We start from the raw sequence: 25,871 nt of genomic DNA on the forward strand, positions 1-25,871 counted from the left end.
TCCTGATGACAGAAGAACTTCTCGCCGCCGACCGGCAGGCGATCGCCGACTTGACGACCGGCTGGATCCATCGCGACCGGGAGGACTGGGACGCGCTGGCGAATCTCTTCCACGACGACGCGACCCTGACGATCCTCTGGTTTTCCGGACCGGCCGGGGACTTCGTCGACGGGTCGCGCCGGATGAGCGGCGGACCGTTGCGCAGCAAGCACTTCATCGGCACCCCGGTGGTCGAGGCCGCCGGCGGCCGTGCCTTCGTGGAGACCAATGCGATGCTCGTCGCCGATCACCGGGAACTGGGAATCGGCGTGACCGTCCACAACAGATTCCTCGACCGGATCGACCGCCGGGACGGCGTCTGGCGCATCGCGCGCCGCGATTCGGTCTACGACATGGGCGGCTTCACCTACCCCTACGGGATTCGGCCCACCGACGATCTCGACCCGCTTCGGCATCCGCGCGAGTACGCCGCATTGGCCTATTTGCTGGAGCGCAGCGGACACCAGGTGCCCGGCACCTGCCCGACTCGCTTCAGCAAGCGGGAACGGGAAATCGTCGAAGAAGGCCACGCCTGGTTGAGGGGAGCCCGAGCATGACCGGCGTCCACCGCCCGCTCCGCGATCCGGCCGTCAACGCCGTCATCGACAAGCTCGTCGCGGCACAACAGTACCCGGCCGACGACCCCCGCAACGGCCTTGAACGCGACCCGCACGAATACAGCGACTACGGTTTCTCGATCTCTCCGGAACAAGGCGACCTCATCTATCTGTTGTGCCGTGGCATCCGCGCCACCCGGACCGTCGAATTCGCCACCTCGGTCGGCCTGTCGACGCTTTATGCCGCGGCCGCGGTGCGCGACAACGGGGGCGGCACGGTGATCGGTGCGGAACTGGTGCCCGCCAAGGTCGCCGCGGCCAGCCGGAACCTCGCCGAGGCCGGGCTGGCCGACTACGCCGAAATCCGCGAAGGCGACGCCCGGGTCACGTTGCGCGACCTCGGCGGCGAGGTCGACTTCGCCCTGATCGACGGGTGGCTTGGCGCTGAACCGTCGCTTGCCCGCGAGGTCATCGAGCTTGTCGCACCGCACCTCAGGATCGGCGGTTACGTGCTGAACGACAACGCCGAACCCGATTTCCTGGCCTGGATCCGCGACCCGGCCCACGGATTTGTGTCGGTCTCGCTGCCGTTGCACGGCGGCACGGAACTGTGCGTCAAGGTCGCCGAGCGGAAGGAACGCTGAGATGGGACGGCTCAGCGGCAAGGCCGCGCTGGTCACCGGTGGCAGCCGGGGCATCGGCCGGGCGGTGGCGGAGCGGCTGGCTCGCGACGGCGCCCTGCCCGCCGTGCACTACGGCAGCAACGAGACCGCTGCCCGGGAAACGGTCGCCGCCATCACCGAGGCCGGCGGACGGGCCTTCCCGGTGGGTGCCGAACTCGGTGTTCCCGATGACGCGGCGACCCTCGCCGCCGCGCTGGACACGGACATCGACATCCTGGTGCACAACGCAGGCCGCTATTTCCTGCGCCGGCCGATCGAGGTCCTCACCCCGGAGGAATTCGACAAGATGTTCGCGGTCAACGTCAAAGCCCCGTTCTTCCTGACTCAGCGCCTCTTGCCCCGGCTGCGCGACGGCGGGCGGATCATCGCCGTCTCGTCGGTCGCCACCCGGGTCACGGCGCCGGACGGGATCGCCTATCCGATGACCAAGGGCGCGCTCGACGTGTTCAGCCGAACTCTGGCCAAGCACCTGGCTCCCCGCGGCATCACGGTGAATTCCGTCGGGGTCGGCTACACCCGGACCGACATGACAGCGGCGCTGCTGGACGTACCGGAAAACCTGGAACGCAACGTCAGCCGGACCGCGCTCGGCCGCATCGGCGAGGTCGAGGACGTCGCGGACGCGGTCGCTTTTCTCGCTTCGGACGACGCTCGCTGGATCACGGGCACGAAACTCGACGTGTCCGGCGGCGTCGGCCTGTAGCGGTCAGGAGTCCGCGGGGCTGATCTCCAGCGGCGCGGCGGTTCCGGCGGCGAGTTGCTGCCGCTGGGTGACCGCGTGGTCGAGCTGCCGCGCCAGATGCGGGACGTTCGCCGAGGTCAGGTAGGTTTCCGCGCCGGCGTCGAGGAGCCGGCGGACCGGTCCGTGGTAGCTGACGCCCAGCTCCGCGTCCTCGACCTCGGCGAGGACGACCCGGGCTTTCGGGAACTTCGCCCGGAGGCCGCCGATCAGCTGCGGGCTGACCGGCGGCACGAGCAGCACGTCGGCGGTGGCCGGCGCCGAGTGCAGGTCCAGCACGAGGTAGCCGGAGCCGAGTTCGGCCGACAGCGACATCCGGGCCGAGGCCGACAGCTTCATCGCGGTGGCGACCACCGTCACGTCGTCGTAGTCCGTCCGCGGCGGTTCGGGCCGGACACCAGTGCCGGAGACCATCGCGATCGGGTCGCCATCCCTGGTGAGGACCAGGTTTTCGCCCGGCCCGAGTGCGTCGATGAGGTCCGCGACGTCCTCGGGAAGACGGCCGACGTCGATCTGCCGCGCCCGCTCGCCGGTCATGACCGGACCGGCCGGCGCGGCAACTCTCCGGAGCGCGGTGCCTGCGGTGGTGTCGTCATGGAACTCGATCATCCCACAACCGCGGCGCCTTGTCCGGCGCTTCGGGTGATGGCGGATTTCCGCCAGCGTTTCCGCCGCGTCCTTCCTACGCTCGGCCCGTGCATTCGGAAAACATTCGCGGTCCTGTCGTCTGGTTCATCTCGCTCGCCGCCGCGCTCGGCACTGCGGCCGGCTACCCGCTGCAGCCCGCGATCGCCGAGGTCGGCGGAGCGCTCGGCACGTCGCCCGGCTCGGTCGGCGTCGCGCTCGCCTGCGGACCGGTCGGCTACCTGTGCGGGCTCGCGCTGCTGGTGCCGCTCGTCGATCAGTTTCCGCCGCGTCACGTCCTGTCGGCGCAGTTCGGTGCGCTCGCGGTTGCGTTGGGGCTGAACGCGATCGTCGGCCAAGTGTGGTTGCTCGGTCTGGTGCTCGGCGTGCTCGGTGCGTGCTCGTCGGTCGGCGCCGGGTTGAGTTCGGTGACTGCCCGGTTGGCGAGCCCGGACCGGCGAGCTACCGCGCTGGGGATCGTCACCGCCGGAATCTCAGCGGGAATCCTCGCGGGCCGCATTGTCGGCGGCTGGCTGTCCGACTTGATCGGCTGGCGCGCGATGCTGGGCGTGTTCGCCGCCGGATGCGCGGTGGTCGGGGTGGCGGTGCTGCTGGTGCTTCCTTCGGCGGCCGGTGCGAACGATCGCGGCTACCTCGCCACGTTGCGCTCGATTCCGGGGCTATACCGGCGATATCCGGTGCTTCGGCTCGCGGCGGTCCGGGGGACGCTCTGGTTCTTCGCGTTCTGTGCGGTGTGGTCCGGGATCGCGGTCGCGCTGTCGAGGCCGCCCTTCTCGTACTCCGCCGAGCGAATCGGGTTGTACGCTTTCGCCGGCATAGCGGGAATTTTCGCTACCCGGATCGCGGGAGCGTGGACCGATCGGGTGGGCGCGCGCCGGGTGATCCTCTGTGGACTGAGTCTCGCTGGAGTCGCCAGCGCGGTGCTTGCTGTCGCGTTGCCGAGCACGGTTTCGACGTTGCTCTGCTTGGCGTTGTTTGACGCGGGGCTTTTCGCCGCGCAGGTGGCGAATCAGAGCACGGTGCTGGCGATTGAGCCGAATGCGCCTGCGCGGTTCAACAGTGCTTACATGGTGGTGTATTTCGCTGGGGGAAGCCTGGGTACCGCGTTTGGTGCTATGGCGGCTGAGCGGATCGGGTGGTCGTTGACCGCGTTGGTCACCGCTGTGGTGATCGTGGCCGCGGCTGTGCTTACCGTGGTTTCTGGAGTGCGGGTCGGTCAGCGTGTGAGGGGAGACCGCCAGTTCCCCGCACCGACAGCTGTCCCCGCGACAGCGGTGTGCCGTCCGGCGGAATCGGGGTGTCCAGCAGCGGTGCGTCGGGAAGGTGGTTCAGCATGAGGGCGGGCCGGGCGTCGGCGATGCCGATCCACGCGATGACGAGCTGGCGGAGTGGGGTCTCCCAGGGCTCGGTGCGGTAAACCGCCGGGGATCCTGTCGCGGCGACTTCCTTGAGCAGGGCGACCAGGCAGGCTTCCTTGGAACCGAACTGCTCGTAGAAGCCGCGGCGGGAGGTGTGCGCGCGGCCGTCGAGGCCGCCGATCGTGATCTTCGGGAAGTGTTTTCCGCGAGCAGCGAATCCAGCGCGCCGGTGGAGCGGCTCTGCGGCGCGTGACACCGCGCGGGTCCTTCCTGTCCGCGGCAATCCGGCGATTCTCCCAGTCCGGCGGCGACTGGTATTCCGAAACGGGAGTGGAATATCGGCGGAATGCCGGGGAGAAAGAACGTGGCGGCGCTGGCTGGTCCGGGTGGCCGTAACGCCCGGCGACGCTCCGGGAGCGGCTACGCCATCTCAGTGACATCACGGAAAGACGTTTGGCCGATTGCGGGTACGTTCGGTAGTGTTTTGCCCAGCGTCAGATGGGGGAGTCGAGCGCTAGGGGGATCCAGGTGTTTTCACCGTTTTTCTTCGCGCCGCGCACGAGACGCGGCACTCTGTGAAGAAATAGCTGTTACCGCAGGTCAGCGGGTTGCCGACGGGTGCGTGCGCACCTGTCCTGATCGACCGCTCCTGCCCGCCGGAATGTTTCGGCGGATACGTCCCGCCGGCGTCGGGGGCCGGCGGGGACGACGCGGCTGTTCTCGTCCCGGCATGACCGTGCCGAGGGTAAACCTGAATGTTTTTCGTTCAGGGTGCGGGAGCGGCCCGCTCCGGGGAAATCAGGAAAAAGAATGGGGAAATCATGACAATGGGGTCTGCGTCTCTGAAGATCGCCAGGGCGGCTTCGGTCGCTTCGCTCGCGGTCGTCATGTCCGCGGGGATCGTTTCGGCCGCGAATGCGTCGCCGTCCCGGGAGGCTGTCCCGGCGGGCTGCGGCAGCGCCGGCGGCGGCACCTGGTGCCACGGTTCCGGCAGTGACGGCATCTGGAAAGGCTGCTACTCGAATTACAACCACCCGAAGAACTACCACAGCTCGACGGCGGCCATCGGCGCCGCCAACGACAAGCGGTACGCGTCGGCGGGTTCCTGGTCCAACGCGCACGCCAGGGCCGGGTGGGCCTACACCTGCTACGCCTACTACAACCCCAACGCGTGATCGTGGCCTGACCTTGCGGGCATGATCACCGCGGTGCGGTGCCGGGCCGACGGGGTCCCGGCACCGCACCTCCACCGCAGCAAGCACGCAGCAGCGACGAGAGCGAGCTTTCCGTGCGACTGATCCTCTCTCTCCTTTTCGCGGGAATCCTGTTCGCTGTTCCGGCGGTCGTCCTGATGGACGTGGTTCTGGAGCAGGAAGCGCGCAGCGAGACCGCGGCGGACCGGATCGGAGTGCCGTTCGTGTGGCCGGAACGCCCGCAGGCGGCCGATCCGGAGACGACGCTGCGCATTCTCGCCGAAGCTGCGGAGGCGACCGGTGCCACGGTTGTGCGCACCGTCGTGAGCACTCAAGCGGACCGCGAGCGCATTACGCATTACATCTTGCTCGGTGGCGATCGGACGGCGTTGTTCGGCGAATTCACTCTCGCGCGGGGGCGGTGGCTCAGCCCGGCGGAGTCGCGGAGCGGTTCGGCGACGGTCTCGACGTCGGGCAACGCGGGAAGCGTCGGTGTGCCAGCGGTTTTCGCCGACCGGTACGACCTCACGTTCGCGCCGTTGCGTCAGGCGTTCGATTCCTTGCCCAGTTCCGGCCGGTACGTGGTGGACGCGGGGCCCGCCACGGGCCGTTTTCTCGGGCTCGTCCGCGAGCGGTTGGCCGAAGCGGGTGTCACGGTCTCCGATCTGACCTCGTCACCGCGCGGCGACCAGCCGACGGAAAGTGGGCCAGGACTGCGAATCCTGGCGTATCTGCTGGGGGGCGCGTCCACTGTGGTCATTGCGTTCCGGTTGCTGCGCGAGGGAAAGCGGATCGGCGTGCTCCGTTTGATCGGTCATCCGGCCGCACGGATCTGGTACGAGGTCGTCGGGAGAACGCAGATCGGCGCCACCGTCTTGGGGCTGGGTGCGTGCGCCGCAGTCGTCCTCGTCGTTCCAGGCGTGGACCCGTCGTTCCTGTACGCGGTGGCACCGGTGACGGCAGCCGGATTCGCGGCGACGCTGGGCATCGGGCTGCTCGTCGTCCACCGGGTGCGCATTTCGGATCTCGTCAAAGGAAGTCTGCAGTGAATCACAGGACGCGACACCGTTCGCCGTTCGGCTTGGCGATCGCCGCACCGGCCGCGGTGAAGGCAGTATGCGGCGCGATCCTCGCGGTGCTGGCCGTGGTGGCCTGGCAGCAGTTCGCCGAACTGGCGAAGCAGCAGGAATTGCTGGCGCCGTGGGAGAAAGTCCAGGGCTACGCGGTCTTCTACCCGCGCATGATCGGAAACGACCAGCAGGAAATGGAAACCGGGGGCGACGCCTCGTCGGTCGCGGAAGCCCGGGACCTCTACCCGGTGCTCGACCGGGCAGGCGCGCTTTTCGTCGACGCCGCCAACTACGAGCCGGGCACGCCGCCGGACCCGACGTCGCGGTGGCCGGTGCCGCCGATCCGGGTCAACACGCATTACCTTGAGCAGTACCCCATTCTGGACGCTTCGCGGAAGCCGATCACGGTCGCCGCCGATGACCCGGCGTGGGTCGTCGCCGTTCCCGAGCAGTTCAAGCCGCGCGAAGCCCAAATCCGTCAGCTCCTTCAGGAAACCCGCACCGGTGGCCCGGGAATCACCGGTGCGACGCGAGCGGAACAACGCATCACCGGCGACCAGCCGCGGTTCACGAGCCAGAGCGTCCGGATCGTCTGGACCGCTTCCGGGCAAGGCGTGTTCAGTTACGACCCGCAGGTCGATCCCGGGCACGGAAACCTGATCACCGACCCGATCGTCGAGATCATGACCCCGGCGAACAGCCTCACCGTCGACCGGCTCAACGCGATCACCGGCGGCCTGGACACCGGGCTGAAGGTCCGCGTCGGCGACGATCCGGCGGGCACGCTGGCCGCGCTCGGTCCGAAGCTGAAGCAACTCAAGCTCGACGACAATCTCCAGCACCTCGTGACCGTGCACGAGGCGATGGCCGCGCAGATCGACCAGGTGCGCGGCGGCATCACCCAGATCGCCGTGTTCGCGGGTGCGGCGCTGTTCGTCCTGGTCGCCTTGACCGCGGTGATCGTGCTCATCGGCTCCGACCGGCTGCGCCGCCGGCTCACCGTGCGCAGGCTCCACGGCATCGGCTTCGCTCGTTCGTACCGGGAACTGCTGATCGCCCTCGGCGGGACGTGGCTGGGCCAGACCGTGCTGGCCGGGATCGGGCTGGCGGTGCTGGCGATGCACACCCTGTCTCCGGCCGGTGCCGCGGCGGGCCCGCTGGACCGGCTGCCGGAGCTGGCCGCCGTATCAGTGCTCTCGCTGGCGATCGAGGCGATGTTCGTGGTCGTGACCGCTCGCGTCCTGGAGCGCCGCAACACGGTCGACCGCTTGAAGGAGCTGTGACCCATGGAATTCTTGTGCGAACTCCGCGGAATCCGGAAACAGTACGATCTCCACCAGGTCCTGGACGACTTCGCCCTCAGCGTCAAGCCGGGCGAGTTCATCGCGCTGACCGGCGCGAGCGGGGCCGGGAAATCGACCGTCCTGAATCTGCTCGGCCTGCTGGAATCGCCGGACGGCGGCGAGGTCCGCCTTTTCGGCGAGCGCGCACCCCGGCCGCGCTCCCGGGCGGCGAATCTGGCGCGCCGCGACCGGCTGGGCTACCTGTTCCAGAACTTCGCGCTCATCGACAGCGAGACGGTCGAGCACAATCTGGCGGTCGCGCTCACTTACGCCAAGCGGGGGACGCCGAAGCAGGACCGCGTCAAGGAGGCGCTCGCGCAGGTCGGGCTGCGCCGGTCGCAGCACCGGAAGATCCACTCGCTGTCCGGCGGCGAACAGCAACGCGTCGCCGTGGCGCGGCTGCTGCTGAAACCGTGCGACCTCGTCCTGGCCGACGAACCGACGGGCTCGCTGGACGCCAAGAACCGGGATCGGGTCCTGGACCTTCTGCAGAAGCTCAACGAGGCGGGCAAGACGATCATCGTGGCGACGCACGACGAAGCGGTGGCTGATCGGTGTTCGCGGATCGTGGAGCTTTCCGGCCGCGCAGCAGAGTCACCGCAGGAGCGCGTCGCCAGCGGTCACTGAAACACCTCCAGGTTCGTCGATCGGCGGCAGGATCCGCCGGATCCGCGCATACGCCGCGGATCACATCGGCGACCCGGAGCAGCACACCGAGCCGGGGATGATGCGGCGGCGAGGCGATCCCGATCTCGCACGGCGACACGATCTCGCTCAGCGAGAACCGCGTGCCGCCGGGATGCCGTTGGCCCCACGCCAGCTGCGGCACGATCGAATATCCGGATCGGTGCCGGAGACGTGGCTGGCGTACCGCGGCGCGAGCAGGCACAGCACCAGGATCGCCGCGGACGCCATGACCCGGGTAGTGCCGAGCCGGGTCCGGAGGCCGCGTCGCCGCGGTCCGCCGCCGGACTCCGGTTCCGCTCGCGTCGCGTAGGCCTGGGGCTCGGTCACCTGGCCGTCCCCCCTCGGATTTCACCGTTCCTGTCGGCAAAAGCTAGAGAAGCTTCGCGTTTTCCGGCAAGAAGACCGGCGTCGCCTTCGCTAAGACGGCCTCATCGGCTGGTCGATGCGGCCCTGGCCGGAATACTTTCCGGTACGCGCCGGGCGTCACCCCGACGACCTGGCCGAACTGGGAACGGAAGTTGCTCGTCGTCGGAAATCCGGTCTGCGCGGCGATCCGGTCGACGGTGTGGTCGGTCGTTTCGAGCAGCTCCTGTGCCTGGCGGATGCGCACGCCGGCGACCCACTGCAGGGGGCTTTGGCCGGTTTCGTCCTTGAAACGCCTGGTGAGCGTGCGCACGCTCAGCCCGGCCGCGGCGGCGATGTCCGCGAGCGCGAGGCCCCGGTACGCGTTGTCCTCGATCCACGGCAGGACCTGGTCGAGCGTGGTCGGCCGGCTGGGCGCGCGGTTGCGGACGATGTATTGCGCTTGTCCGCCGGGCCGGTGCAACGGCGCGACGGCAAGACGGGCGGCGTCGGCCGCGACAACGGTTCCGTAATCGTTCCGGACGATGTGCAGGCACAGATCGATTCCGGCGACAGCACCTGCGGAAGTGAGGATTTTCCCGTTGTCGGTGTAAAGCACATCGGGATTCACCTGGACGGCCGGGTATTTCCGCTTGAATTCGTCGGCGGCGAGCCAATGCGTCGTCGCGTCCAGGCCGTCGAGCAAAGCTGCTTCGGCGAGGGTGAATGCGCCGACGCAGATCGACGCGATTCGCGTACCTCGATCCGCGGCGGTTCGCAATGCTGCCAGGACCGCGGGCGGTGCCGGTGCCAGCGGGTTCTCCCGTCCGGGCACCACGATGAGGTCGGCGCGCTGGAGGGCGTCCAGGTCGTCGTCGACTGTCAGCCGCAATGGGCCCGCCTCGATGTCGCGCTCCGGACCGGCGACGAGCGTCCGGTACCCCGGGCGGCCGTCCGGGAGCCGGACGCGTCCGAAGGTCTCGATCGGGGTGGCCAGATCGAAGGGGATCGCGTCCGGGAGGGCGAGCACCACTGTGGTGTACATCCCTGAAGGGTAAGGCATCTCCCGGAGTGGCCAGATACCGGTGAAAGCTGTCCAGATAGCCATTGTGGAGATCATCTCCATTGGCTTTCGATGGACGAAAGCGTCCATCGAAAGGAACCACCCATGCTGCGGGCCCAGTTCGTGCTCTTCGACGGGTTCGACCCGCTCGACGTCGTCGCTCCGTACGAAGTGCTGTCGGCGAGCGGTGAACTCGCCGTCGAACTCGTGAGCGCGGAGGCCCCCGGAGTCGTGCGCTCCGGCGTCCCCGGCCTCGCCCTCACCGCGACCGCCGCGTTCGACCCGGACATGCCCGGCTATGTGCTCGTCCCCGGAGCCGCCGGCCCGATGGACGGCGATCCCGATGCGGGCGTCGAGACCATCCCTGTGCTGCTGTCGCGCTTCGCTTCCGGGGAGGCGATGCCGTTGATGCGTCGCGCGTTCGACAACCCGGACAGCACAATCGTGACCATCTGCGGGGGTTCGCTCGCGCTGGCGATGGCGGGTTTGCTCGAAGGCCGCACCGCGACGACGCATCTGCTCGGCGTCGACCAGCTCGGCACCACCGGCGCGAACGCCGTCCGCGCCCGCGTCGTGGACGACGGCGACCTCATCAGCGGCGGTGGCGTCACTTCCGGTCTCGACGTGGCTCTCTACGTGCTGGAGCGCGATTTTGGTTCGCGCACCGCGCATGCCGTCGAGCAGCTTTTCGCATACGAACGTCGCGGCACCACCTGGAAAGAAGACGGCGTACTTCAGGACAGCGCGAGCGGTTTCGGTGAAACCGCGTGAACGCTTTCCTGCTGTCAATTCACGTATTAGCGGCCATTCTCGCCATCGGTCCGGTCGCGGTCGCCGCGAGCATGTTCCCGAGCGCCGCCCGGCTCGCCTCCGACGATCCGGAGAAGGCCGCGACGCTGCAGGTCCTGCACCGGACCACCCGAGTCTACGCGGTGATCGGAGTGCTGGTCCCGGTCTTCGGTCTCGCGACTGGTGCGCGGATGGGGGTGCTCGGGGACACCTGGCTGATTGTCTCGCTGATTCTGACCGCCGCCGCTGCCGCGATCCTGGTCGGGTTGATCCTTCCCGGGCAGAAACGCGTCGTCGGCGCGCTCGGTTCCGATCAACCGGTGACTGTTCGCTTGGGAATGCCGACCGGAATGTTCAACCTGCTCTGGGCGGCGGTCGTCGTGCTGATGATCTACCGTCCCGGTTCGACGACGGGGGTGGGGTGGTGAACCCGCGCCGGGTTCTGGAAATCATTGGTGCGGTGGAATTGGCGACGCTCGTGCTGATGCTGGGGAACGTCGTGACTGTGCACCAGCCGGAGGTATCGCGCGTGCTGGGTCCGGTGCACGGAGTGGCTTATCCGGCAACGGTGATCGCCGCGGTGCTGGTGCTGGGCGGCCGGCACCGGGGGTGGCTGCTGGCTTTGGTTCCCGGAATCGGCGGACTTTTGGCGGCTCGGGCGGCGTCTCCGCCTAGTCCGCGTCGCGAAGATCAGGCATGTCCCTGAGCTGCCTCCGCGAGGTGATCCCGAGCTTCCGGAAGATATTCCGCAGATGGGCATCCACCGTCCGGGGACTGAGGAACAGCCGAGTAGCCACCTCCTTCGACGTGGCTCCCGCGGCGACCTCGCGCGCGATGTGCATCTCCTGCATGGTCAACCGGTCATAGGTATGCGCGGAACGGCTGCGCGCCACCTCCCCGGTCGCACGCAGCTCATCAGCCGCACGTCGGGCGAACGCCTCCAAGCCGATCTTCGACAGCTGCTCATGCGCCGCCCGTAACTGCTCGCGCGCGTCGCGGCGACGGCCCGCGCGGCGCAGCCATTCCCCGTACCGCAGATGCGCCCGCGCGATCTGTACGGAAAGCGGGCTGTCCGTCAGATACGAGAGCGCCGCGACGTACTCGTCTTCCGCGTCGTTGACCATCGCCCGCGCGCTCGCCGCGATGCCGAGTGCGAAGTTGGTGCCCGCGGGTTCCGTGCGCTCGACCACCGCATCCAGCGCAGACCGGGCGATGGCGTCTTCCCCGCACCGCACGGCGGCTTCGATTTGCTCGGGCAGCGCGATGCCGGTGAGAAAGAGGTCGCCGCTCGCGATCGCGTGGGTTGCGGCTTCGAGCGCGGCCGGGTACTCGCCGAGGCCGTTGTGCAGCACGGCCATCGCCCAGTGCGCGTTCGCGGTCAGCTGGCCGGTGCGTCGGCTCGTCGCCTCGGCGAACAGGCCGAGCACTTCCTGCCTGCGCCCGCGCATCGCCGCCAGGTGCACTCGCGGGTAGAGCTGCGGCGGGTCGCCGAGAGCGTCGGCGATGGCTTCTTCCTCGGCGATCGCGGCCATCGCCTGGCCGAAGTTCCCGGTGAGCACCGCGTAGACCGCGGCCTGCGACAGGCCGAGCCGGACGGTCATCGGCGATCCGGTCGCCTGCCCGGTCCGCGTCAGCCAGTCGACGATCGTCCGGTGCAGGCCGAGGTCCCACAGTTCGCCCGCGAGCACGGTGGCCAGGGCGGGCGTGCGGGTCCAGCCCTGGTCGTCGCCGGTGAGGGCCTCCCGGATCGCGGGCACCCCGGCGCGGTGGCCTTCGGCGGTCAACCGCACGAGTGCGGTGAGGAGGTCCGGCGGCCCGGCCGGGGGCGCGGCGGCGAGCACCCGGTCCAGCACTCCGGCGGCCCTTCCGACGACGAGCCCCATCTCCAAGGCGGCCACCAAGAACTCGCGCGACCGTTCGGGATCGCGGCCGGCGAGCTGCTGCGCGGCCCGCAGCATGATCTCTGGACCGCGAACCGCCCCGTCCGGGCCCTGGACGAAGGCGATCTGCCCGCGCAGCAGGTCGACGGAGGCGCGCTGCGGGACCGCCAACGTCGAGGCGTCGATGCTGGTCAGAAGCTCGGCGGCGGCGTCGGTCCGGCCTGCCGCGAGCGTTGCCCGCGCGGCGGCGAGCGTGCGTTCGACCTGCTTGCCGTGGTCGAGCGACAGCGCGGCGGCCCGTTCGAGGAACGCGGCGGCGGCCGCTACCCCGCCGCGGGCCTGCGCGCGGGACGCCGACACCTCCAGCTCAGCCGCGACCTCCTCGTCCGGCCCGGCGGTCGCTTGCGCACGATGCCACGCACGGCGGTCGCCAGCGGTGTCCGGGTCGGTCGAATCGGCCAACGCCCGGTGTGCGGCTTGCCGCTGTTTTGGCTCAGCCGCGCGGTAAGCGGCCGAGCGCGCCAGCGGATGACAGAACCGCGCGCGGGTGTCGAACTGGATCAGCCCGGACGCTTCGGCGGCGGCGCTCGCGGCGGGCACGTCGAGGTCCAGCCGCCGGGCGGCCGCCCACAGCAAGCCCGGGTCTCCGGTGGGGTCCGCGCTGGCGAGAATCAGCAGCTCCCGCGCGTCCGGGGACAGGCAGGCCATGCGAGAGAGAAAACTCCGCTCGATCCGGCTCGCGATCGGCGACGGCGTCGGCAGCGCGAAACCGCCTGCTTTCGGCAGCTCGATCAGGGCCAGCGGGTTGCCGCGAGCCTCGGCGAGCAGGCGATCGCGCACCCGCTCGTCCAGCGTCCCGGTCTTCTCCTTGGCCAGCAGGTCGCGGGCGTGCGCGTCGCTGAGGCCGCCGACGGTCAGCCCGGGCAGCTCGTCCAGCCCGGGGACCGGTTCCTGGTCGCGGGCGGCGAAGACCATCGCGATCGGCTCCGCCGAGATGCGCCTGGCCAGGAACGTCAACGCGCGTGCCGAGGCGGCGTCCAGCCAGTGCGCGTCGTCGATCACGCACAGCAACGGACGTTCCGCCGCGGCCGTGGCCAGCAGTTCGAGGGCCGCGAGACCGGCGCGGAACGGGTCCGGCGCGCCTTCGGCCAGGCCGAACGCGACCAGGAGGGAATCGCGGCAGGGCGTCGAGAGGGTGCCGAGGTGCGCCAGGACGGGAACGCACAGCTGGTGCAGCGCGGCGAACGGCATTTCGCCCTCGTACTCCGACCCGGACGCCCGGATGCGCTGACACCCTTCCGCCGCCTGCTCGACGTGGTCCAGCAGCGCGCTCTTGCCGATGCCCGCCTCGCCGCGCAGGACGAGCACCCCGCCCTCGCCCCGCTCCGCCGCCCGGACCAGCGCGAGGAGGCGGTCGATCTCGTCGCGCCGGCCGATGAGGGAGGACGTGGTGGGCATAGGCGAAACCTTAGGGGCAGGCGAGGTAGGCGATTGTCACCGACGCGAGCGGCGGGGTGTCCGGGCGATGGTGGTGACAGGCCACCGGAGGAAAGGAAGTTCCACAATGGACACAGTGCTCGTCACCGGCGCGACCGGAACCGTCGGGTCCGCGCTGATCCCCGCTCTGCAGGACCGCGGCAGCACCGTCCGCGCCATGACCAGGGGCCGTCCCGTCGACGGCGTGGAGACCGTGATCGCGGACCTGCGCGACCCGGCCTCGATCGCGGTGGCGCTGAAGGGGGTCGACGCGGTCTTCCTCAACAGCCCCTCCGCTCCCGATGCCGCTGAGCTGCAGATCCAGTTCGCGAACCTGGCCCGCGACGCCGGCGTCCACCGGCTCGTGCTGCTCTCCCAGTACGCCGCCCGCGCCGATTCGCCGGTGCGCTTCCTGCGCTGGCACGCCGAGGTCGAGGCACACGTCGAGAAGCTCGGGATCGACTACACCGTGCTCCGGCCCAACCTCTACCTGCAGGCGCTGCTCAACTTCTCCGCCACCGTCGCGCGAGGATTCATCGCCGCGCCCATCGGCGACGCGGCGGTCAGCGCCATCGACACCCGAGACATCTCCGCCGCCGCCGCTGCCGCGCTGACCGCCGACGGACACTCCGGCCGCACCTACACCCTCACCGGTCCGCGCGCGGTGACGCACGCCCAGATCGCCGACGCGCTCTCCGCCGCCACCGGACGGGACATCGCCTTCCACGACGCACCCGCCGGCCAGTTCGCCGCCGCGCTCGCCGGCTTGCTCCCGTCGTGGCAGATCGGCGGCCTGGTCGAGGACTACGCCCACTACGCCCGCGGCGAGGCCGCCGAGGTGCACACCGCCGTCGCCGACCTCACCGGACGCCCCGCCCGTGACCTCACCGATTTCGCGCTCGACTACTCCGCCGCGTTCGCGGCCCGCTGAAAGGGAAATTCCGATGATCTACCACAGCATTCGCTTCACGCTCAAGCCCGAGGTCACCGCCGGGGAGAAGACTGCTACCGCCGCGAAGATGCGCGAACTGTTCGACCGCATCCCGGCGGTCAAGGCACGCGTCGTCGGCCCTGACTTCGGCGGGAAGTACGAATTGGGCGCGGTCCTGGTGATCGAGGACATCGAAGGGTACGCGGAGTACATGAACCATCCGGCGCACCTCGAACTGGACCGGGTGGGGCTGCCGCTGGTCGAGCGGTTCATGTCGTCCGACATCACCGACGACCCGGACCCGGAGATCGGCGCGAAGATCGCCGAGGTCCACCGGAGCCGGTTCGCGAACGTGCCGGACATCGCGGAACTCATCTCCGGGCTCGCCGAGTACACCGGCAGCGCGGCGCCGGGGCGGCACGCCAGCTGACGGTTCACCCGCCCCCAGTTTTCAGGTTCGTGAGGGTTCTCCTCACGTCCGTCGGCGGGGCCGCGGCGGTGGCCGTCCAGCAGAGACCGGGGTCAGCGGATCGCGGTGAGGAGCGTGACCGCTCCCGCCGCGATCAGCGCGGCGGCGAATCCCGTTCCGCCGCCGAGGTTGGCGATCGTGCTGAACACCGCGACCCCGCCGCCCGCGCCGATGGCGAAACCCACTTCCTGCGTCGCCCCGGCCGCTCCAGCGTGTTCGGCGGTCGCGGCTTCGAACAGCGCGGTGGTCGCCAAGGTGCCGATCGCGCCATAGCCGAACCCGACCAGTGCAACCGGAGCCACCGTGTGACTCAACGGGATCGCCGCGAGTCCGACAGCTTGGATCACCAACGCGATGGAGGTGGATGTCCGGCTGCGCAGCCAGTTCACACTGAACGGCGCGACCAGTCCGCCGACCGCGGTGGCCACGGCTTGCGGAGCGAGCGCGAAACCCGCCTCGATGGGCGTTTGCCCTTGGGTGTGCTGAAGTTCGAGGTTGACGAGATAGAGGCAGGCCGCGGCCGTCGCGGCGGAAACGACGATCCGCGCGAAGGCCGAGGTGAAACCCGGCCGCAGAAAAAGCCGGACCTGCAACAACGGTTGCCGAAGCCGAAGTTGCCTGCGCACGAACATCATCCCGGCAAGCACGCCCGCCGCAGTGCACACCACCCCGCGCAACGGTGCGACGGTGCTTTCCTGCAGCCCGTACACAATCCCGCCGATCGCCGCCACTGACCACAGCAGACTCGGGATCTCCCATCCGGCCGCCGCCTGTCCGACCGATTCGGGCAGCAACCACACCGCCAACGCGATCGTGAGCACCGCGAGCGGCACCAGGGCGAGGAAAACCCAGCGCCAGCCCGGCCCTTCGGTCAGCAGTCCGCCGACGACCGGCCCCAGCGCGTTGCCCGCTCCCAGCACGGTGACCCACATGCCGTTGGCGAACGCGAGATCCCGCCCGGAAAAGAGCGACCCGATCGTGCCGACCACCCCGGCCAGAATCACCGCACTGGCCACCCCGAGCAACCCGCGGCACACGATGAGCAACGCCGAACCGGCAGCGGCCGCGGCCACCGCGTTCAGCACGGCCGACGCGCTCACCCCGAGCAGCAGCACGCGTTTCCGCCCGTACCGGTCGCCGGCCCGAGCCGCCCCGACCATAGCGACCGCCAGCGCGAGCGGGTACCCGTCGACGATCCACGCCCGCGCCGGCGCGGACACCCGCAGTTCGTCCGCGATCCGCGGCAGCGCCGTGGTGACCATGCCGAGGGCGAGACTTCCGCCGAGGACTCCGGCCAGCAACGGAATCAGAACGAGCCCGCGCCGTGGCTCCACCCGGGTCGACGCCATGCGACGATCCTGTCCTGACACCCCCGCAATCGACAAGTACGGACGTCACGGTCTGGTACTAACCAAACGGATAGTGAGGAGGCCGGATGCGCCCGCAAACGGAAAAGGCCGTGCGAGCGTGGCGAACGAGCTGCGCCGCCGAAATCACGACGATGGTGCTGGGCGGCGCGTGGAAGCCGAGCATCCTGCACGCACTGGCCAAGCACGGCGTGCTGCGCTTCGGGGAACTTTCGCGGCTGCTGCCAGATCTCACCGACCGCGTCCTGACCCGCCAGCTCCGCGAACTGGAAGCCGACGGCCTGCTGCGCCGCGTGGTGTACCCGCAGGTGCCGCCGAAGGTGGAATACAGCCTGACGGAATGGGGCGAAAACGCGCAGGAGGTCCTGAATGTCATGGCGGTGTGGGGCCGTTCCTACGCTTCGTCCGTCGACGAGCGGCGGTAGCTTCTCCGTACGATCATGAGCATGAGCGAGCCGAACGACCTGCCGAGCAACTGGGGCCGCTGGGGTGCCGACGACGAACTCGGCACCCTGAACCTGATCACCGACGAGGTCCGCGAACGCGCCGCGCGCGAGGTGCGCACCGGCCGCTCGGTGTCCCTGGCGGTGCCGATCCAGCCGGCTCCGGTGCTCAGCGGCCCCTTCCCGCCGCGGACCGCCGAAGAATCGCCGGTCCAGCAGCTGATGCTGTACACCGGAAGCCCCGCGATCGCGTACGCGGACGCCCTGACCGTGACGAACCACCACCCCCTGTCCACGCACCTGGACGCGCTCGCGCACATCCCGCAGGACGGACAGGTGTATCCCGGCCGCCCGGCGAACGAGAGCGTCACGATGGGCGGCGTCGTGCACGGATCGACCACGGCATTCGCCGAAGGCATCGTGACCAGGGGAATCCTGCTGGATTTCGGCGCCGACGGCCCGGTGCCCGCCGACCGCGCGCTCACCGCGCAGGACCTCGAAGCCGCGGAGGAACGTTTCAACGTCCACGTCGAACCCGGAGACGCCCTCGTCGCGCGGTTCGGCTGGGTGCAGACCCGATACAGCGGCAACCCCATGCCCGGCATGAGCCTGGACGCGACGCGGTGGATGCACGACCGAGGGGTGTCCTTGTACGCCGGGGATCTCTCGGATGCCTACCCGCCCGTGTGCTCCCCGCCCGCGATGCACGGAGTGGCTCTCCCTCGGCTGGGGATGCCGTTGATCGACGCAGTGGACGCCGACGAATTGGCGTCGGTTTGCGCTGAGCTCGGGCGGTACAGCTTCCTGTTCGTGGCTGCTCCGCCTCGGATCCTCGGGCTGACGGGGGTGCCGGTCAATCCGGTCGCGGTCTGGTGAGCGGTCGCGTGGCGCCCTGCCGGCCGGGATTGAGCGGCTGGAAGGGCAGTCTTACCCGCACGGCCGGCTTTGCTCCGCACCGGCGGGCAGCAGGGTCCTCTCGGCCGGAGTGAAGACCCGGTCTCGTGTCAAGCGCCAGCTCTCCGTTCTCGACGGCCCGGTGCAGCGATTGGTCGCCGAGTTTGATGTCGGTGACCAGTCTGTGGCCGGGCCAGTGCCACACCGGGAAGTCGAGGGTGGCTTACCCGAACAGGTAGTCGCGGTCGATGCCGTGCAGAGCGTTCATCGACGCCGGCAGCGTCCGGTTCGCGTTCAGGCCGAGGAGGACTACGCCGCTCTCCAGTCCGTTGACCATGGCCGCGAAGGAACCGGTGGGGTCGATGGCCGGGGTGCCCCGGGAACGTCTCGATCGCTTTCCGACCTGCACGGGGCTGCCGGGGCGTCCCGCTGATCCGGACGATGGCCGCGGCGAGCGGATCGGCGCTCATGGCGACGGCGCGGTCCACTCCATGCTGACCGTGAAGTTCGCTTCGCCTGCGGTTTTGGCGCTCGCCAGGTTCGCCTCGCCGGTGACCCTGATGCCGAACTGCGGACTGACCTTGGACGGTTGCCACTCCATCGCCCGGAACTCGGCGAGCACGGCCTCGGCGGCGGGCCGGACGCGCTGGAGCGCCTCCTGGACCGACTCGGACGCCTGCTCGATCGACGCACCGCCGCCGACCGGCTGCTTTCCTCCAGCGGCCGGATCGGTCTCGAAAAGAATGGCGTCGCCGCCGTCGACCGGCATGCTGACCCCTTGCGTCATGACCTCGGTATCCCCTCGGGCCCGCGATCACTTCGTCCCGGTCAGTCAATCACAACGGCCGGGCCGGGGAGGGCGGAATCGGAGAATCCGGAGAGGTCGCGCGGGAATGCCGGTCGAAACGATGAAGCAGGACGCCGAATCCCAGCGTGACAACGACCGGTGCGGCGTAAAGAACGAGCGGCAGAACCGGGTAGACATCCAGGTATCCGAGCAGGCGCGCGGCGACTGGGACGACGATAAGCGGCGCAAGAAGGATCAACGCCGCACGGCGACCGCTTCGGACGCGAAGGCGGCAGGCGGCGAAGACACCGGCCACGAGCACTGCCAGTTGCACCAATTGGGCGAGCGGCAGATGCATGCCCCGGACGGTCGTCGTAAGCCCAAGCAGCACAACGACTGTGCAAGTGAGGACGGACAGTCGCAGTCGGCCCAGCAGAGCCAAGCCATGGCGTGGCCCCGGGGACGCGGTCATCGCGAGTGCCGCGAAAACGCTGAGCAGCACCCAGCCCGGAGCCATATCCACCGACCAATGGCGGGCGGGGTCGAGAAGTGCGACAGTGATCAGGGCGGCATTAGCCACCCACGCCAGGATCACCGAGGCACGACGCATGCCGCACACGCCGAGCACCACGGCGGCCAGCCAGCCCGACCACACCGGGACGTCGGCGAGCGCTCCGAACCACATCCGCAAGCCCGCACTGTCCAGCCGGGCCACGCTCCGGATCTCGCGGACTGTGGAGGCGGCTCCGGTCAGCAGCAGCACCGGTGCCAGCAGGCTGACTATCGCCAAAGTGTCTCGCCGGGAGTGCTTGCTCAAAGCGTGTCGCCAGTGGACTTGGGCGGCACCCCAGACGAGGTCAAGCGTCTCGGCAACCCCTGGCTTGCTTCGGTTTCCGGCACCGTCGAGCAATACCCCCAGCATTTCTTCGCCGTGCGCGGCTCGGTGCGCGAGCGGGTACAAAGCCAGCAGCCGCCGGTAGCGTCGCTTGAGGTCGCTCACGCCAATCCTCCCGCATCGCGGAGCTGAAGCCGTTGTTCGGCGGCAGTCGTGTGGCGTTGCCGTCGCTGGACTTCCGCGGCCAGTCGCGCGGCGCCTGGTTCGGTCAGGCGGTAGTAGCGGCGCAGCCTGCTGTCCACGACCTCTTCGCGATCCACTTCCACCCAGCCCTCCGCGTGAAGCCGGTCCAGCGCGGCGTACAACGTGCCGGCTCGCAGCTTGACTTGGCCGTCGGAGATCGTTTCGACATCGCGCAGCACGCCGTAGCCGTGCTGCGGCTGGGCGGCAAGCGCGGTGAGGACCAGGAAGGTCGGCTCGCGCAGAGCACCGTCATTCATGAGAGAAGCATATACCTATGAACTGTATATTGCGACCGAATCGGCGGCATCTCGGCCGAACAGCGTTCGGCGAACGAACGCTCCGCGATAAGGTGCACCGGTGGACCCCAAAGAACGGCGCGCGGCACGGCACCAGCCACCGAAATCCGGAACCGGCCCGAAACCCCGGCGGCGCACCGTTCCGATCACCGTCGAGCAGGTCGTCGAGGCCGCGTTGGAGATCATCGCCACCGAGGGGTACGAGGCGTTGTCCATGCGCCGCGTGGCCGACGCGCTGAACACCGGTCCCGCCTCGCTCTACGCGCACGTGGTCAACAAGACCGATCTCGACGAGCTGCTCATCGCACGGCTGTGCGCGAAAATCGTCCTGCCGAAGCCGGCCGCCGCGAACTGGCGCGAGCAGATTCGCGACGTGTGCGTCCAGCTGCGCGATCTGTACCTGGCCTACCCCGGGATATCCGGCGCGGCGTTCGCGGTGGCGCCCACCGACCTCGACACCGCGCGGCTCAACGAGGGGATGCTGGCGATCCTGCGGAACGGCGGCGTCCCGGCGCAGGCCGCGGCGTGGGGGGTGGATTCCCTGCTGCTCTACGTGGCTGCCTACTGCCTTGAGACGTCGATCGTGCACCGGCGGGTGGAGGAGAAGGACGCCGTATGGGTCGTCGGACGGGACGAGATGCGGCGGCGGCTCGCTTCGCTGCCCGCCGAGGAATTTCCGTACACCGCGAGCCATGCCGCCGAGTTGACGGCCGGCGAGGGCCATGACCGGTTCGACTTCACGCTTGAGGTGATGATCGACGGTCTGGCGCGTCGCTAGGCGATTGCCGCTGCCGTTGACCTTCGCGGGTTCGTTCCCGCCCTCGCCGGGCGCGCTTGCCCAAGCCGCCGAAGCACCTTGCGGGCCGGGCAGACTTTGCCGAGACGGCCGATCCGGGGCCGATCGGGCATTTCGTCGATCCCGGGAGCCGCCTGGCTCACCTCCCTGGCAGGGGAAATCAGATTCCCTCAAGGGTCCTTCACAGACCTGCGGCAGCCAGCGGTTCGGGCTGCCCGGCTTAGGCGTCCGGCGCGGGGAACCGGTCCGCGAGGGTGCACCCCGCGTTGACAGGAACACTGTTCGTTGATAGAACAGTGTTCGTGGAAGCAGAGACAGAGCGGCCGGTGGCGCAGACCGCCCACGGCCGGGTGCGCGGCGGGACCGAGGGAACCCTCGCGGTCTTCCGCGGCATCCCCTTCGCCGCGGCACCCGTGGGCGAGCTGCGCTTCGCGGCGCCTCAGCCGCCTCGTTCCTGGGAGAACGTCCTCGACGCCGAGGACTTCGGGCCGATCCCGGCCCAGGCGGAAGTGCCGTCGTCCGCGGTCGCGCCGCCGCCGAATCCGTTCGACGACGGGCGCGGCTGTCTCACCGCGAATGTCTGGACCGCCGAGCTGTCCGGCAACCGTCCGGTCATGGTGTGGATTTACGGCGGTGGCTACCTCGCGGGCAGTGCGGCCGATCCCGGATACGACGGGGCGGTCCTCGCCGGAGAGGGCGTCGTCGTGGTGACCTTCAACTACCGCGTCGGCGTCGAAGGCTTCGGGCAGCTCGCCGGGGCTCCGGCGAATCGCGGGCTGCTGGACCAGGTCGCGGCGCTCGAATGGGTCCGGGAAAACGTGGCCGCGTTCGGCGGCGATCCCCGCCAGGTCACGGTGTTCGGCCAGTCCGCGGGCGCGGGCGGGGTCGCCGCGTTGCTCGCGATGCCGAGTGCGGCAGGACTGTTCCGTCGGGCGATCGCGCAGAGTGTGCCGGGCACGTTCGTCTCCCCGGAGCTGGCGGCGGATGTCATGGCCACGATCGCGGCGAGTGCCGGGACCACGGCCACCGTCGAGGGGCTCCGCGATCTCTCGCTGGTCGCGGCGGTGGACGCGCTTGACCTGCGCGAGCACGCCGACCGCTGGGGCGCCTTCGCGTACGGGGTGACGCCGTTCTCGCCGGTGGTCGACGGTGACGTTCTTCCTGCCACGCCTTGGCAAGCGCTCCGCGACGGAGCTTCCCGGGACGTCGAACTGATCGTCGGGCACACCCGCGACGAGTTCCGGAAGATGCTCGCCGGGCGCGGACTGCTCGGGCGGGTCACCGAGGAAATGACCGCGGACGCGCTCGTCGCGTTGGCACCGGAGGGCTACCGCGCGGCTTTCCCGGAGGCGACGCCGGAGCAGCTCTACGAGACGCTCCATTCCGACTGGCTGTTCCGCATGCCCTCGGCGAACCTCGCCCGGGAGCACACCGGCCGCTCGTACCTGTACGAGTTCGTCCTCGAAGCCCCCGGATCCGGCGGGGTGCTGGGCGCTTGCCACGGCGTCGACGTCGCGCTGACCTTCGGCAACCTGACCGGGCCGTTGGCCGAGAAAATGCTGGGGCCGCCGCCGCCGAATGCCGAACTCGCCGCACTCTCGGCGGCGATGAGGGCGGCGTGGACCGGCTTCGCGCGCGGCGAGGGCCCCGGATGGGGCGAATTCGACGCCGCGGGGACGACCTGGGTGATCGGCGCCGACCCGATCGTGCGGTCCTATCCGGAGCAGCTGTCGGCGAACCTGTGGGCGGGCCACGATTTCCCGTGCCTGCCTCTGCGATCCCCGGCCTCGGGCCGAGAAAGGACGACCTCGTGAAATCGGTCCGGTTCAGCACCTTCGGCGGCCCGGAAGTCCTCGACCTCGTCGACGTCCCGGATCCGCATCCGGGCCCCGGCGAGGTCCGGATCTCGGTGCGCGCCGCGGGAATCAACGCGAGCGACTGGAAGAAACGCCAGGGCCTGATGGACCAGGAACTCCCGCAGACCCTGGGACACGAGGCGGCGGGCGTCGTGGACGAACTCGGCGAGGGGGTCACGGATGCCGCGATCGGTGACCGCGTGTTCGGATTCTCCGCTTCCGGTGGCGCACAAGCGGAATTGACCGTGTTGTCCTGCTACGCGCCCATCCCGCCGTCGCTCAGTTTCGCCGAGGCGGCCGCATTGCCCGCCGCGGCGGAGACGGCCGCGCGTGCGCTCGACCAGCTCGGTGTCGAGCGTGGCGCCACGGTGCTCGTCAACGGTGCTTCCGGCAGCGTCGGCGGTGCCGCGGTTCAGCTTGCCGCGGCTCGGGGCGCACGGCCAATCGGCACGGGAAGCCCTGCCACACATGACTTTCTGCGCTCGCTCGGTGCCGAAGCCGTTGCCTACGGACCGGGTATGGCAGACCGGGTCCGCGCGCTCGCACCCGACGGTGTCGACCTGGCGCTGGACGTCGCCGGAAGCGGCGTCCTGCCGGAGCTGATCCAGCTCGCGGGCGGTCCGGAGCACGTCATCACCATCGCCGACTTCGCCGGTGCCGAGCAGTACGGCGTGCGCTTCAGCCGCGGCGACGGCGGGCACGCGCTTTATGTCCTGGCCCAGCTCGGCGAACTGGTCGAAGCCGGAAAATTCACCCTGCCGGTCGGGCGGACCTTCCCGCTGGCCGACGTCGCGGAAGCGCACCGGGTCGGCGAATCGGGCCGCGTGCGCGGAAAACTCGTCCTGCTGCCCGGCTGACGGGCCAACTCAACCGAGAGAACTTCATGACTTCTGACCCCTCGCCGACCGGGATCGCCCCGTCGGCTCCCCGAAGCGCGCCCGGAAACGCCGTGCGCCACCAGCATCGCTGGCTGACGCTCGTCGTGCTGAGCCTCGCCCAGCTGATGGACATCCTCGATTCCACGATCGTCAACATCGCCCTGCCGAGCGCACAGCACGACCTCGGGTTCCCCGCCGACTACCGGCAATGGGTGCTCACCGGCTACGCGCTCGCGTTCGGCAGCCTCCTGCTTCTCGGCGGAAGGCTCGCTGACTACTTCGGACGGAAGCGGCTGTTCCTCGTCGGCGTCGGCGGGTTCGCGGTCGCCTCCGCCGTCGGCGGCGCCGCCGGGAATTTCGCGACCCTGCTGGCCGCGCGAATCGGTCAGGGCGCGTTCGCCGCGCTGCTCGCGCCGGCCGCGTTGTCCTTGCTGTCCATCACCTTCGCCGACGACGCCAAGGAACGCGGCCGTGCGTTCGGCGTCTTCGGCGCGATCTCCGGTGCCGGCGGAGCCGTGGGATTGCTGCTCGGCGGCGTCCTCACGCAGGGCCTGTCGTGGCGGTGGTGCCTCTACGTCAACCTGATCATCGCCGCGATCGCGTTCGCCGGCGGGCTGATCCTCCTCCACGACGGCGATCGGCCGCAGCGGGCAAGGCTCGACGTCGCGGGCACCGCCGCGGTGGTGCTCGGTCTGATCGGGATCGTCTTCGGCCTCGGCACCGCGGAACGGAACGGCTGGCACGACCTCCGGACACTCGGGCCGGTGCTCGCGGGCGGCGCGCTCATCGCCGCGTTCGTGGTCGTCGAACGCCGCACCGCCCATCCGCTGCTGCCGCTGCGGGTGCTCCTCGACCGGGTCCGCGGAGCCGCGTACCTGACCTTGGGCATCACCGGGACCGGGATGTTCGCGATCTTCCTGTTTCTCACCTTCTATCTCGCGAACACGCTGGGGTTCGGCCCGCTGCAGACCGGGGTGGCGTTCCTGCCGATGATCGGCCTGGTCATGGTGGGAGCGGTGTTCTCCGGGGCGGTGCTCCTGCCGCGCTGGGGACCTCGGCCGATCGTTCCGTCCGGCTGTCTGCTCGCCGCCGCCGGCATGGTCATCCTCACCGGAATCGGCGCGGACTCGAGTTACGCCGCGAACATCCTGCCCGCCCTGCTCGTCACCGGGATCGGCTTCGGATTCATCTTCGGCCCGGTGCAGAACGCCGCGACCAGCGGTGTCCAGCCGCACGACGCCGGGGTGGCGTCCGCGATGGTGACGACGGCCCAGCAGATCGGCGGGTCGATCGGAACCGCGGTGTTCAGCTCGCTCACGACGTCCGCGATCGCCGGATACCTGGCCGCGCATCCAGCGACCGGGACCCTTGCCGAGGCGACCTTCGCCGGATACCGCCTGGTGTTCTGGATCGCGGCGGCAGTCTTCCTCGGCAGCGCGCTGCTGGCCGCGCTGCTGTTCCGCAGCGGTCCCTTGCCGTTGCCCGCTGACCCGGCGGCCTGAGCCGCGAACGCTAGCCTGGTCCTATGGCAGACACCCGTCCTGGAGGCCGTACCGCTCGTACGCGCGCCGCGGTGCACAACGCCGTGCGCGAGTTGTTCGCCGAGGGACGCGATCAGCCGTCGGTGCGGGAAGTGTCCGAACGGTCCGGTGTGCACGAGGTGACGATCTACCGGCGGTGGGGCCGGATCGAATCGCTCGTTCTCGACGTCGCCGTCACGCAGCTCAACGAGGAAGCCCCGTTCCCGGACAGCGGCGATCTGCGCCGCGACCTGCTCGACTGGGCGCACGCGGTCGCCGGGCAGGTGAAGACGCGCGAGGGGTTCGCGTTGTTCCGCGCGCTGGCCGCGGCGACCTCCCCGCTCGGGGGCGGGCAGGGCGAGCAGCCCGCCGCCGATGCGGCCGGGTATCTGCGGCAGCGGACCGCGCAGTTGCAGCGGGCACTGGACCGGGTCGCGGAGGCGGGCGGCAAGCCGCCGACGGTGGCGCATGTCTTCGATGTGGTGCTCGCGCCGATCTACCTGCGGGCGATCTTCGGTTACGAGCCTCCGGACACCGAGCTGGAGGCGTTGGTGGACCGGGCCCTCGCCACTGCCTGAACACCGGTGCTTCGCCACTCCGGCACAGCTCTCGGTGAGGGGCTCCTTGCGGGAATCTGATTCCCGCAAGGAGCCCTTCACGGACGTCTGAGGGCTGCTGGAAAAATCTAAGTG

General features: G+C 69.6%; 28 protein-coding genes. 20 read left to right on the plus strand and 8 right to left on the minus strand.

Going from position 1 to position 25,871, the window contains the following annotated elements; genetic code table 11:
* Window positions 1–5 precede the first annotated feature (5 nt).
* Genes A4R44_RS16315 through A4R44_RS16325 form a run of 3 tightly spaced genes read left to right on the plus strand, consistent with a single transcriptional unit; the run spans window position 6 to window position 1,982 of the window.
* On the plus strand, window positions 6–596 hold the full coding sequence (locus A4R44_RS16315) for a nuclear transport factor 2 family protein (RefSeq protein ID WP_067580867.1): 591 nt from the start codon (window positions 6–8) through the stop codon (window positions 594–596).
* Window positions 593–1,240 carry an O-methyltransferase gene (locus A4R44_RS16320; RefSeq protein WP_067580870.1) on the plus strand — a complete coding sequence of 216 codons (648 nt, stop codon included), beginning with the start codon at window positions 593–595 and terminating at the stop codon, window positions 1,238–1,240. Before A4R44_RS16315 ends, A4R44_RS16320 begins: the two co-directional genes overlap by 4 nt.
* A gap of 1 nt (window position 1,241) precedes the next feature.
* Window positions 1,242–1,982 (plus strand): SDR family oxidoreductase, encoded by a 741-nt coding sequence (locus A4R44_RS16325; protein WP_067580872.1) that lies wholly within the window; start codon window positions 1,242–1,244, stop codon window positions 1,980–1,982.
* A 3-nt stretch (window positions 1,983–1,985) separates the two neighbouring features.
* Here A4R44_RS16325 and A4R44_RS16330 read toward each other — a convergent pair whose 3' ends face one another.
* Window positions 1,986–2,627 (minus strand): hypothetical protein, encoded by a 642-nt coding sequence (locus A4R44_RS16330; RefSeq protein ID WP_338080310.1) that lies wholly within the window; start codon window positions 2,625–2,627, stop codon window positions 1,986–1,988.
* Window positions 2,628–2,713: 86 nt separating this feature from the next.
* Here A4R44_RS16330 and A4R44_RS16335 point away from each other — a divergent pair, with 86 nt between their 5' ends.
* The 5 genes from A4R44_RS16335 to A4R44_RS16355 all read left to right on the plus strand — a co-directional run bounded on the left by A4R44_RS16335 (window position 2,714) and on the right by A4R44_RS16355 (window position 8,254).
* A complete protein-coding gene (locus tag A4R44_RS16335) occupies window positions 2,714–4,000 on the plus strand; it encodes an MFS transporter (protein WP_095213373.1) in 1,287 nt (428 codons plus the stop codon).
* Between the two features lie 848 nt (window positions 4,001–4,848).
* On the plus strand, window positions 4,849–5,196 hold the full coding sequence (locus A4R44_RS16340; protein ID WP_067580875.1) for a lactococcin 972 family bacteriocin: 348 nt from the start codon (window positions 4,849–4,851) through the stop codon (window positions 5,194–5,196).
* A gap of 113 nt (window positions 5,197–5,309) precedes the next feature.
* A complete protein-coding gene (locus tag A4R44_RS16345; RefSeq protein ID WP_067580877.1) occupies window positions 5,310–6,263 on the plus strand; it encodes a hypothetical protein in 954 nt (317 codons plus the stop codon).
* The gene (locus A4R44_RS16350) at window positions 6,260–7,567 is read left to right on the plus strand and encodes a hypothetical protein (protein WP_067580880.1); all 1,308 of its coding nucleotides are present in this window, start codon (window positions 6,260–6,262) and stop codon (window positions 7,565–7,567) included. The genes A4R44_RS16345 and A4R44_RS16350 overlap by 4 nt, the downstream gene beginning before the upstream one ends.
* 3 nt (window positions 7,568–7,570) lie before the next feature.
* Window positions 7,571–8,254 carry an ABC transporter ATP-binding protein gene (locus A4R44_RS16355; protein ID WP_067580882.1) on the plus strand — a complete coding sequence of 228 codons (684 nt, stop codon included), beginning with the start codon at window positions 7,571–7,573 and terminating at the stop codon, window positions 8,252–8,254.
* A gap of 147 nt (window positions 8,255–8,401) precedes the next feature.
* Here the strand turns inward: A4R44_RS16355 and A4R44_RS16360 are convergent, their stop codons facing one another.
* Window positions 8,402–8,641 (minus strand): hypothetical protein, encoded by a 240-nt coding sequence (locus A4R44_RS16360; RefSeq protein WP_067580884.1) that lies wholly within the window; start codon window positions 8,639–8,641, stop codon window positions 8,402–8,404.
* A gap of 43 nt (window positions 8,642–8,684) precedes the next feature.
* Entirely contained in the window at window positions 8,685–9,701 is a 1,017-nt protein-coding gene (locus tag A4R44_RS16365; protein ID WP_067580886.1) for a GlxA family transcriptional regulator, read from the minus strand.
* Between the two features lie 123 nt (window positions 9,702–9,824).
* Between A4R44_RS16365 and A4R44_RS16370 the strand changes: the two genes are divergently transcribed.
* The 3 genes from A4R44_RS16370 to A4R44_RS16380 are packed head-to-tail and all read left to right on the plus strand — an operon-like array spanning window position 9,825 to window position 11,214.
* Window positions 9,825–10,490 carry a DJ-1/PfpI family protein gene (locus A4R44_RS16370; RefSeq protein WP_095213374.1) on the plus strand — a complete coding sequence of 222 codons (666 nt, stop codon included), beginning with the start codon at window positions 9,825–9,827 and terminating at the stop codon, window positions 10,488–10,490.
* Entirely contained in the window at window positions 10,487–10,936 is a 450-nt protein-coding gene (locus A4R44_RS16375; RefSeq protein ID WP_067580891.1) for a hypothetical protein, read from the plus strand. Before A4R44_RS16370 ends, A4R44_RS16375 begins: the two co-directional genes overlap by 4 nt.
* Window positions 10,933–11,214 (plus strand): hypothetical protein, encoded by a 282-nt coding sequence (locus tag A4R44_RS16380; protein ID WP_095213406.1) that lies wholly within the window; start codon window positions 10,933–10,935, stop codon window positions 11,212–11,214. Before A4R44_RS16375 ends, A4R44_RS16380 begins: the two co-directional genes overlap by 4 nt.
* Here the strand turns inward: A4R44_RS16380 and A4R44_RS16385 are convergent.
* A complete protein-coding gene (locus tag A4R44_RS16385; RefSeq protein WP_067580901.1) occupies window positions 11,180–13,846 on the minus strand; it encodes an AAA family ATPase in 2,667 nt (888 codons plus the stop codon). The genes A4R44_RS16380 and A4R44_RS16385 overlap by 35 nt on opposite strands.
* A gap of 106 nt (window positions 13,847–13,952) precedes the next feature.
* Here A4R44_RS16385 and A4R44_RS16390 point away from each other — a divergent pair, with 106 nt between their 5' ends.
* On the plus strand, window positions 13,953–14,795 hold the full coding sequence (locus A4R44_RS16390) for an NmrA family NAD(P)-binding protein (protein WP_067580903.1): 843 nt from the start codon (window positions 13,953–13,955) through the stop codon (window positions 14,793–14,795).
* Window positions 14,796–14,808: 13 nt separating this feature from the next.
* On the plus strand, window positions 14,809–15,225 hold the full coding sequence (locus A4R44_RS16395; protein WP_067580904.1) for a Dabb family protein: 417 nt from the start codon (window positions 14,809–14,811) through the stop codon (window positions 15,223–15,225).
* 92 nt (window positions 15,226–15,317) lie between these two features.
* On the opposite strand, the gene A4R44_RS16400 is transcribed toward A4R44_RS16395, so the two are convergent.
* Window positions 15,318–16,613 (minus strand): MFS transporter, encoded by a 1,296-nt coding sequence (locus A4R44_RS16400; protein WP_067580905.1) that lies wholly within the window; start codon window positions 16,611–16,613, stop codon window positions 15,318–15,320.
* An 86-nt stretch (window positions 16,614–16,699) separates the two neighbouring features.
* Between A4R44_RS16400 and A4R44_RS16405 the strand changes: the two genes are divergently transcribed.
* Both A4R44_RS16405 and A4R44_RS16410 read left to right on the plus strand, forming a co-directional pair.
* Window positions 16,700–17,056: a helix-turn-helix domain-containing protein gene (locus tag A4R44_RS16405; protein WP_067580908.1), complete on the plus strand. Its 357-nt coding sequence runs from the start codon at window positions 16,700–16,702 to the stop codon at window positions 17,054–17,056.
* A gap of 21 nt (window positions 17,057–17,077) precedes the next feature.
* Complete coding sequence (locus tag A4R44_RS16410) at window positions 17,078–17,950, plus strand: cyclase family protein (RefSeq protein ID WP_067580910.1); 873 nt, start codon at window positions 17,078–17,080, stop codon at window positions 17,948–17,950.
* Window positions 17,951–18,434: 484 nt separating this feature from the next.
* On the opposite strand, the gene A4R44_RS16420 is transcribed toward A4R44_RS16410, so the two are convergent.
* The 3 genes from A4R44_RS16420 to A4R44_RS16430 are packed head-to-tail and all read right to left on the minus strand — an operon-like array spanning window position 18,435 to window position 20,090.
* Entirely contained in the window at window positions 18,435–18,755 is a 321-nt protein-coding gene (locus tag A4R44_RS16420; protein WP_067580915.1) for a CU044_2847 family protein, read from the minus strand.
* Window positions 18,756–18,804: 49 nt separating this feature from the next.
* Window positions 18,805–19,755, minus strand: coding sequence for a hypothetical protein (locus A4R44_RS16425; protein WP_067580917.1), 951 nt, complete (start codon window positions 19,753–19,755; stop codon window positions 18,805–18,807).
* Window positions 19,752–20,090, minus strand: coding sequence for a PadR family transcriptional regulator (locus A4R44_RS16430; protein ID WP_067580920.1), 339 nt, complete (start codon window positions 20,088–20,090; stop codon window positions 19,752–19,754). Before A4R44_RS16430 ends, A4R44_RS16425 begins: the two co-directional genes overlap by 4 nt.
* Window positions 20,091–20,190: 100 nt before the next feature.
* On the opposite strand from A4R44_RS16430, the gene A4R44_RS16435 reads away from it, so the two are divergent.
* The 5 genes from A4R44_RS16435 to A4R44_RS16455 all read left to right on the plus strand — a co-directional run bounded on the left by A4R44_RS16435 (window position 20,191) and on the right by A4R44_RS16455 (window position 25,757).
* Window positions 20,191–20,907: a TetR/AcrR family transcriptional regulator gene (locus tag A4R44_RS16435; RefSeq protein ID WP_067580922.1), complete on the plus strand. Its 717-nt coding sequence runs from the start codon at window positions 20,191–20,193 to the stop codon at window positions 20,905–20,907.
* A gap of 320 nt (window positions 20,908–21,227) precedes the next feature.
* The gene (locus tag A4R44_RS16440) at window positions 21,228–22,739 is read left to right on the plus strand and encodes a carboxylesterase/lipase family protein (RefSeq protein ID WP_067581277.1); all 1,512 of its coding nucleotides are present in this window, start codon (window positions 21,228–21,230) and stop codon (window positions 22,737–22,739) included.
* Window positions 22,736–23,638 carry an NADP-dependent oxidoreductase gene (locus A4R44_RS16445; RefSeq protein WP_067580924.1) on the plus strand — a complete coding sequence of 301 codons (903 nt, stop codon included), beginning with the start codon at window positions 22,736–22,738 and terminating at the stop codon, window positions 23,636–23,638. The genes A4R44_RS16440 and A4R44_RS16445 overlap by 4 nt, the downstream gene beginning before the upstream one ends.
* A 26-nt stretch (window positions 23,639–23,664) precedes the next feature.
* Window positions 23,665–25,161: a DHA2 family efflux MFS transporter permease subunit gene (locus A4R44_RS16450; protein WP_067580927.1), complete on the plus strand. Its 1,497-nt coding sequence runs from the start codon at window positions 23,665–23,667 to the stop codon at window positions 25,159–25,161.
* Between the two features lie 23 nt (window positions 25,162–25,184).
* Window positions 25,185–25,757, plus strand: coding sequence for a TetR-like C-terminal domain-containing protein (locus tag A4R44_RS16455; RefSeq protein WP_067580929.1), 573 nt, complete (start codon window positions 25,185–25,187; stop codon window positions 25,755–25,757).
* Window positions 25,758–25,871: the final 114 nt, after the last annotated feature.

Source organism: Amycolatopsis sp. M39 (assembly GCF_001651785.1).
GTDB lineage: Bacteria > Actinomycetota > Actinomycetes > Mycobacteriales > Pseudonocardiaceae > Amycolatopsis > Amycolatopsis rubida.

What these genes read in the sequence shown, in the direction of transcription:
- A4R44_RS16315 (WP_067580867.1), top strand. Translation starts at nt 6, where the DNA reads ATGACAGAAGAACTTCTCGCCGCCGACCGGCAGGCGATCGCCGACTTG.
- A4R44_RS16320 (WP_067580870.1), top strand. Translation starts at nt 593, where the DNA reads ATGACCGGCGTCCACCGCCCGCTCCGCGATCCGGCCGTCAACGCCGTC.
- A4R44_RS16325 (WP_067580872.1), top strand. Translation starts at nt 1,242, where the DNA reads ATGGGACGGCTCAGCGGCAAGGCCGCGCTGGTCACCGGTGGCAGCCGG.
- A4R44_RS16330 (WP_338080310.1), bottom strand. Translation starts at nt 2,627, where the DNA reads ATGATCGAGTTCCATGACGACACCACCGCAGGCACCGCGCTCCGGAGA.
- A4R44_RS16340 (WP_067580875.1), top strand. Translation starts at nt 4,849, where the DNA reads ATGGGGTCTGCGTCTCTGAAGATCGCCAGGGCGGCTTCGGTCGCTTCG.
- A4R44_RS16355 (WP_067580882.1), top strand. Translation starts at nt 7,571, where the DNA reads ATGGAATTCTTGTGCGAACTCCGCGGAATCCGGAAACAGTACGATCTC.
- A4R44_RS16365 (WP_067580886.1), bottom strand. Translation starts at nt 9,701, where the DNA reads ATGTACACCACAGTGGTGCTCGCCCTCCCGGACGCGATCCCCTTCGAT.
- A4R44_RS16370 (WP_095213374.1), top strand. Translation starts at nt 9,825, where the DNA reads ATGCTGCGGGCCCAGTTCGTGCTCTTCGACGGGTTCGACCCGCTCGAC.
- A4R44_RS16385 (WP_067580901.1), bottom strand. Translation starts at nt 13,846, where the DNA reads ATGCCCACCACGTCCTCCCTCATCGGCCGGCGCGACGAGATCGACCGC.
- A4R44_RS16390 (WP_067580903.1), top strand. Translation starts at nt 13,953, where the DNA reads ATGGACACAGTGCTCGTCACCGGCGCGACCGGAACCGTCGGGTCCGCG.
- A4R44_RS16395 (WP_067580904.1), top strand. Translation starts at nt 14,809, where the DNA reads ATGATCTACCACAGCATTCGCTTCACGCTCAAGCCCGAGGTCACCGCC.
- A4R44_RS16400 (WP_067580905.1), bottom strand. Translation starts at nt 16,613, where the DNA reads ATGGCGTCGACCCGGGTGGAGCCACGGCGCGGGCTCGTTCTGATTCCG.
- A4R44_RS16405 (WP_067580908.1), top strand. Translation starts at nt 16,700, where the DNA reads ATGCGCCCGCAAACGGAAAAGGCCGTGCGAGCGTGGCGAACGAGCTGC.
- A4R44_RS16410 (WP_067580910.1), top strand. Translation starts at nt 17,078, where the DNA reads ATGAGCGAGCCGAACGACCTGCCGAGCAACTGGGGCCGCTGGGGTGCC.
- A4R44_RS16420 (WP_067580915.1), bottom strand. Translation starts at nt 18,755, where the DNA reads ATGACGCAAGGGGTCAGCATGCCGGTCGACGGCGGCGACGCCATTCTT.
- A4R44_RS16430 (WP_067580920.1), bottom strand. Translation starts at nt 20,090, where the DNA reads ATGAATGACGGTGCTCTGCGCGAGCCGACCTTCCTGGTCCTCACCGCG.
- A4R44_RS16450 (WP_067580927.1), top strand. Translation starts at nt 23,665, where the DNA reads ATGACTTCTGACCCCTCGCCGACCGGGATCGCCCCGTCGGCTCCCCGA.
- A4R44_RS16455 (WP_067580929.1), top strand. Translation starts at nt 25,185, where the DNA reads ATGGCAGACACCCGTCCTGGAGGCCGTACCGCTCGTACGCGCGCCGCG.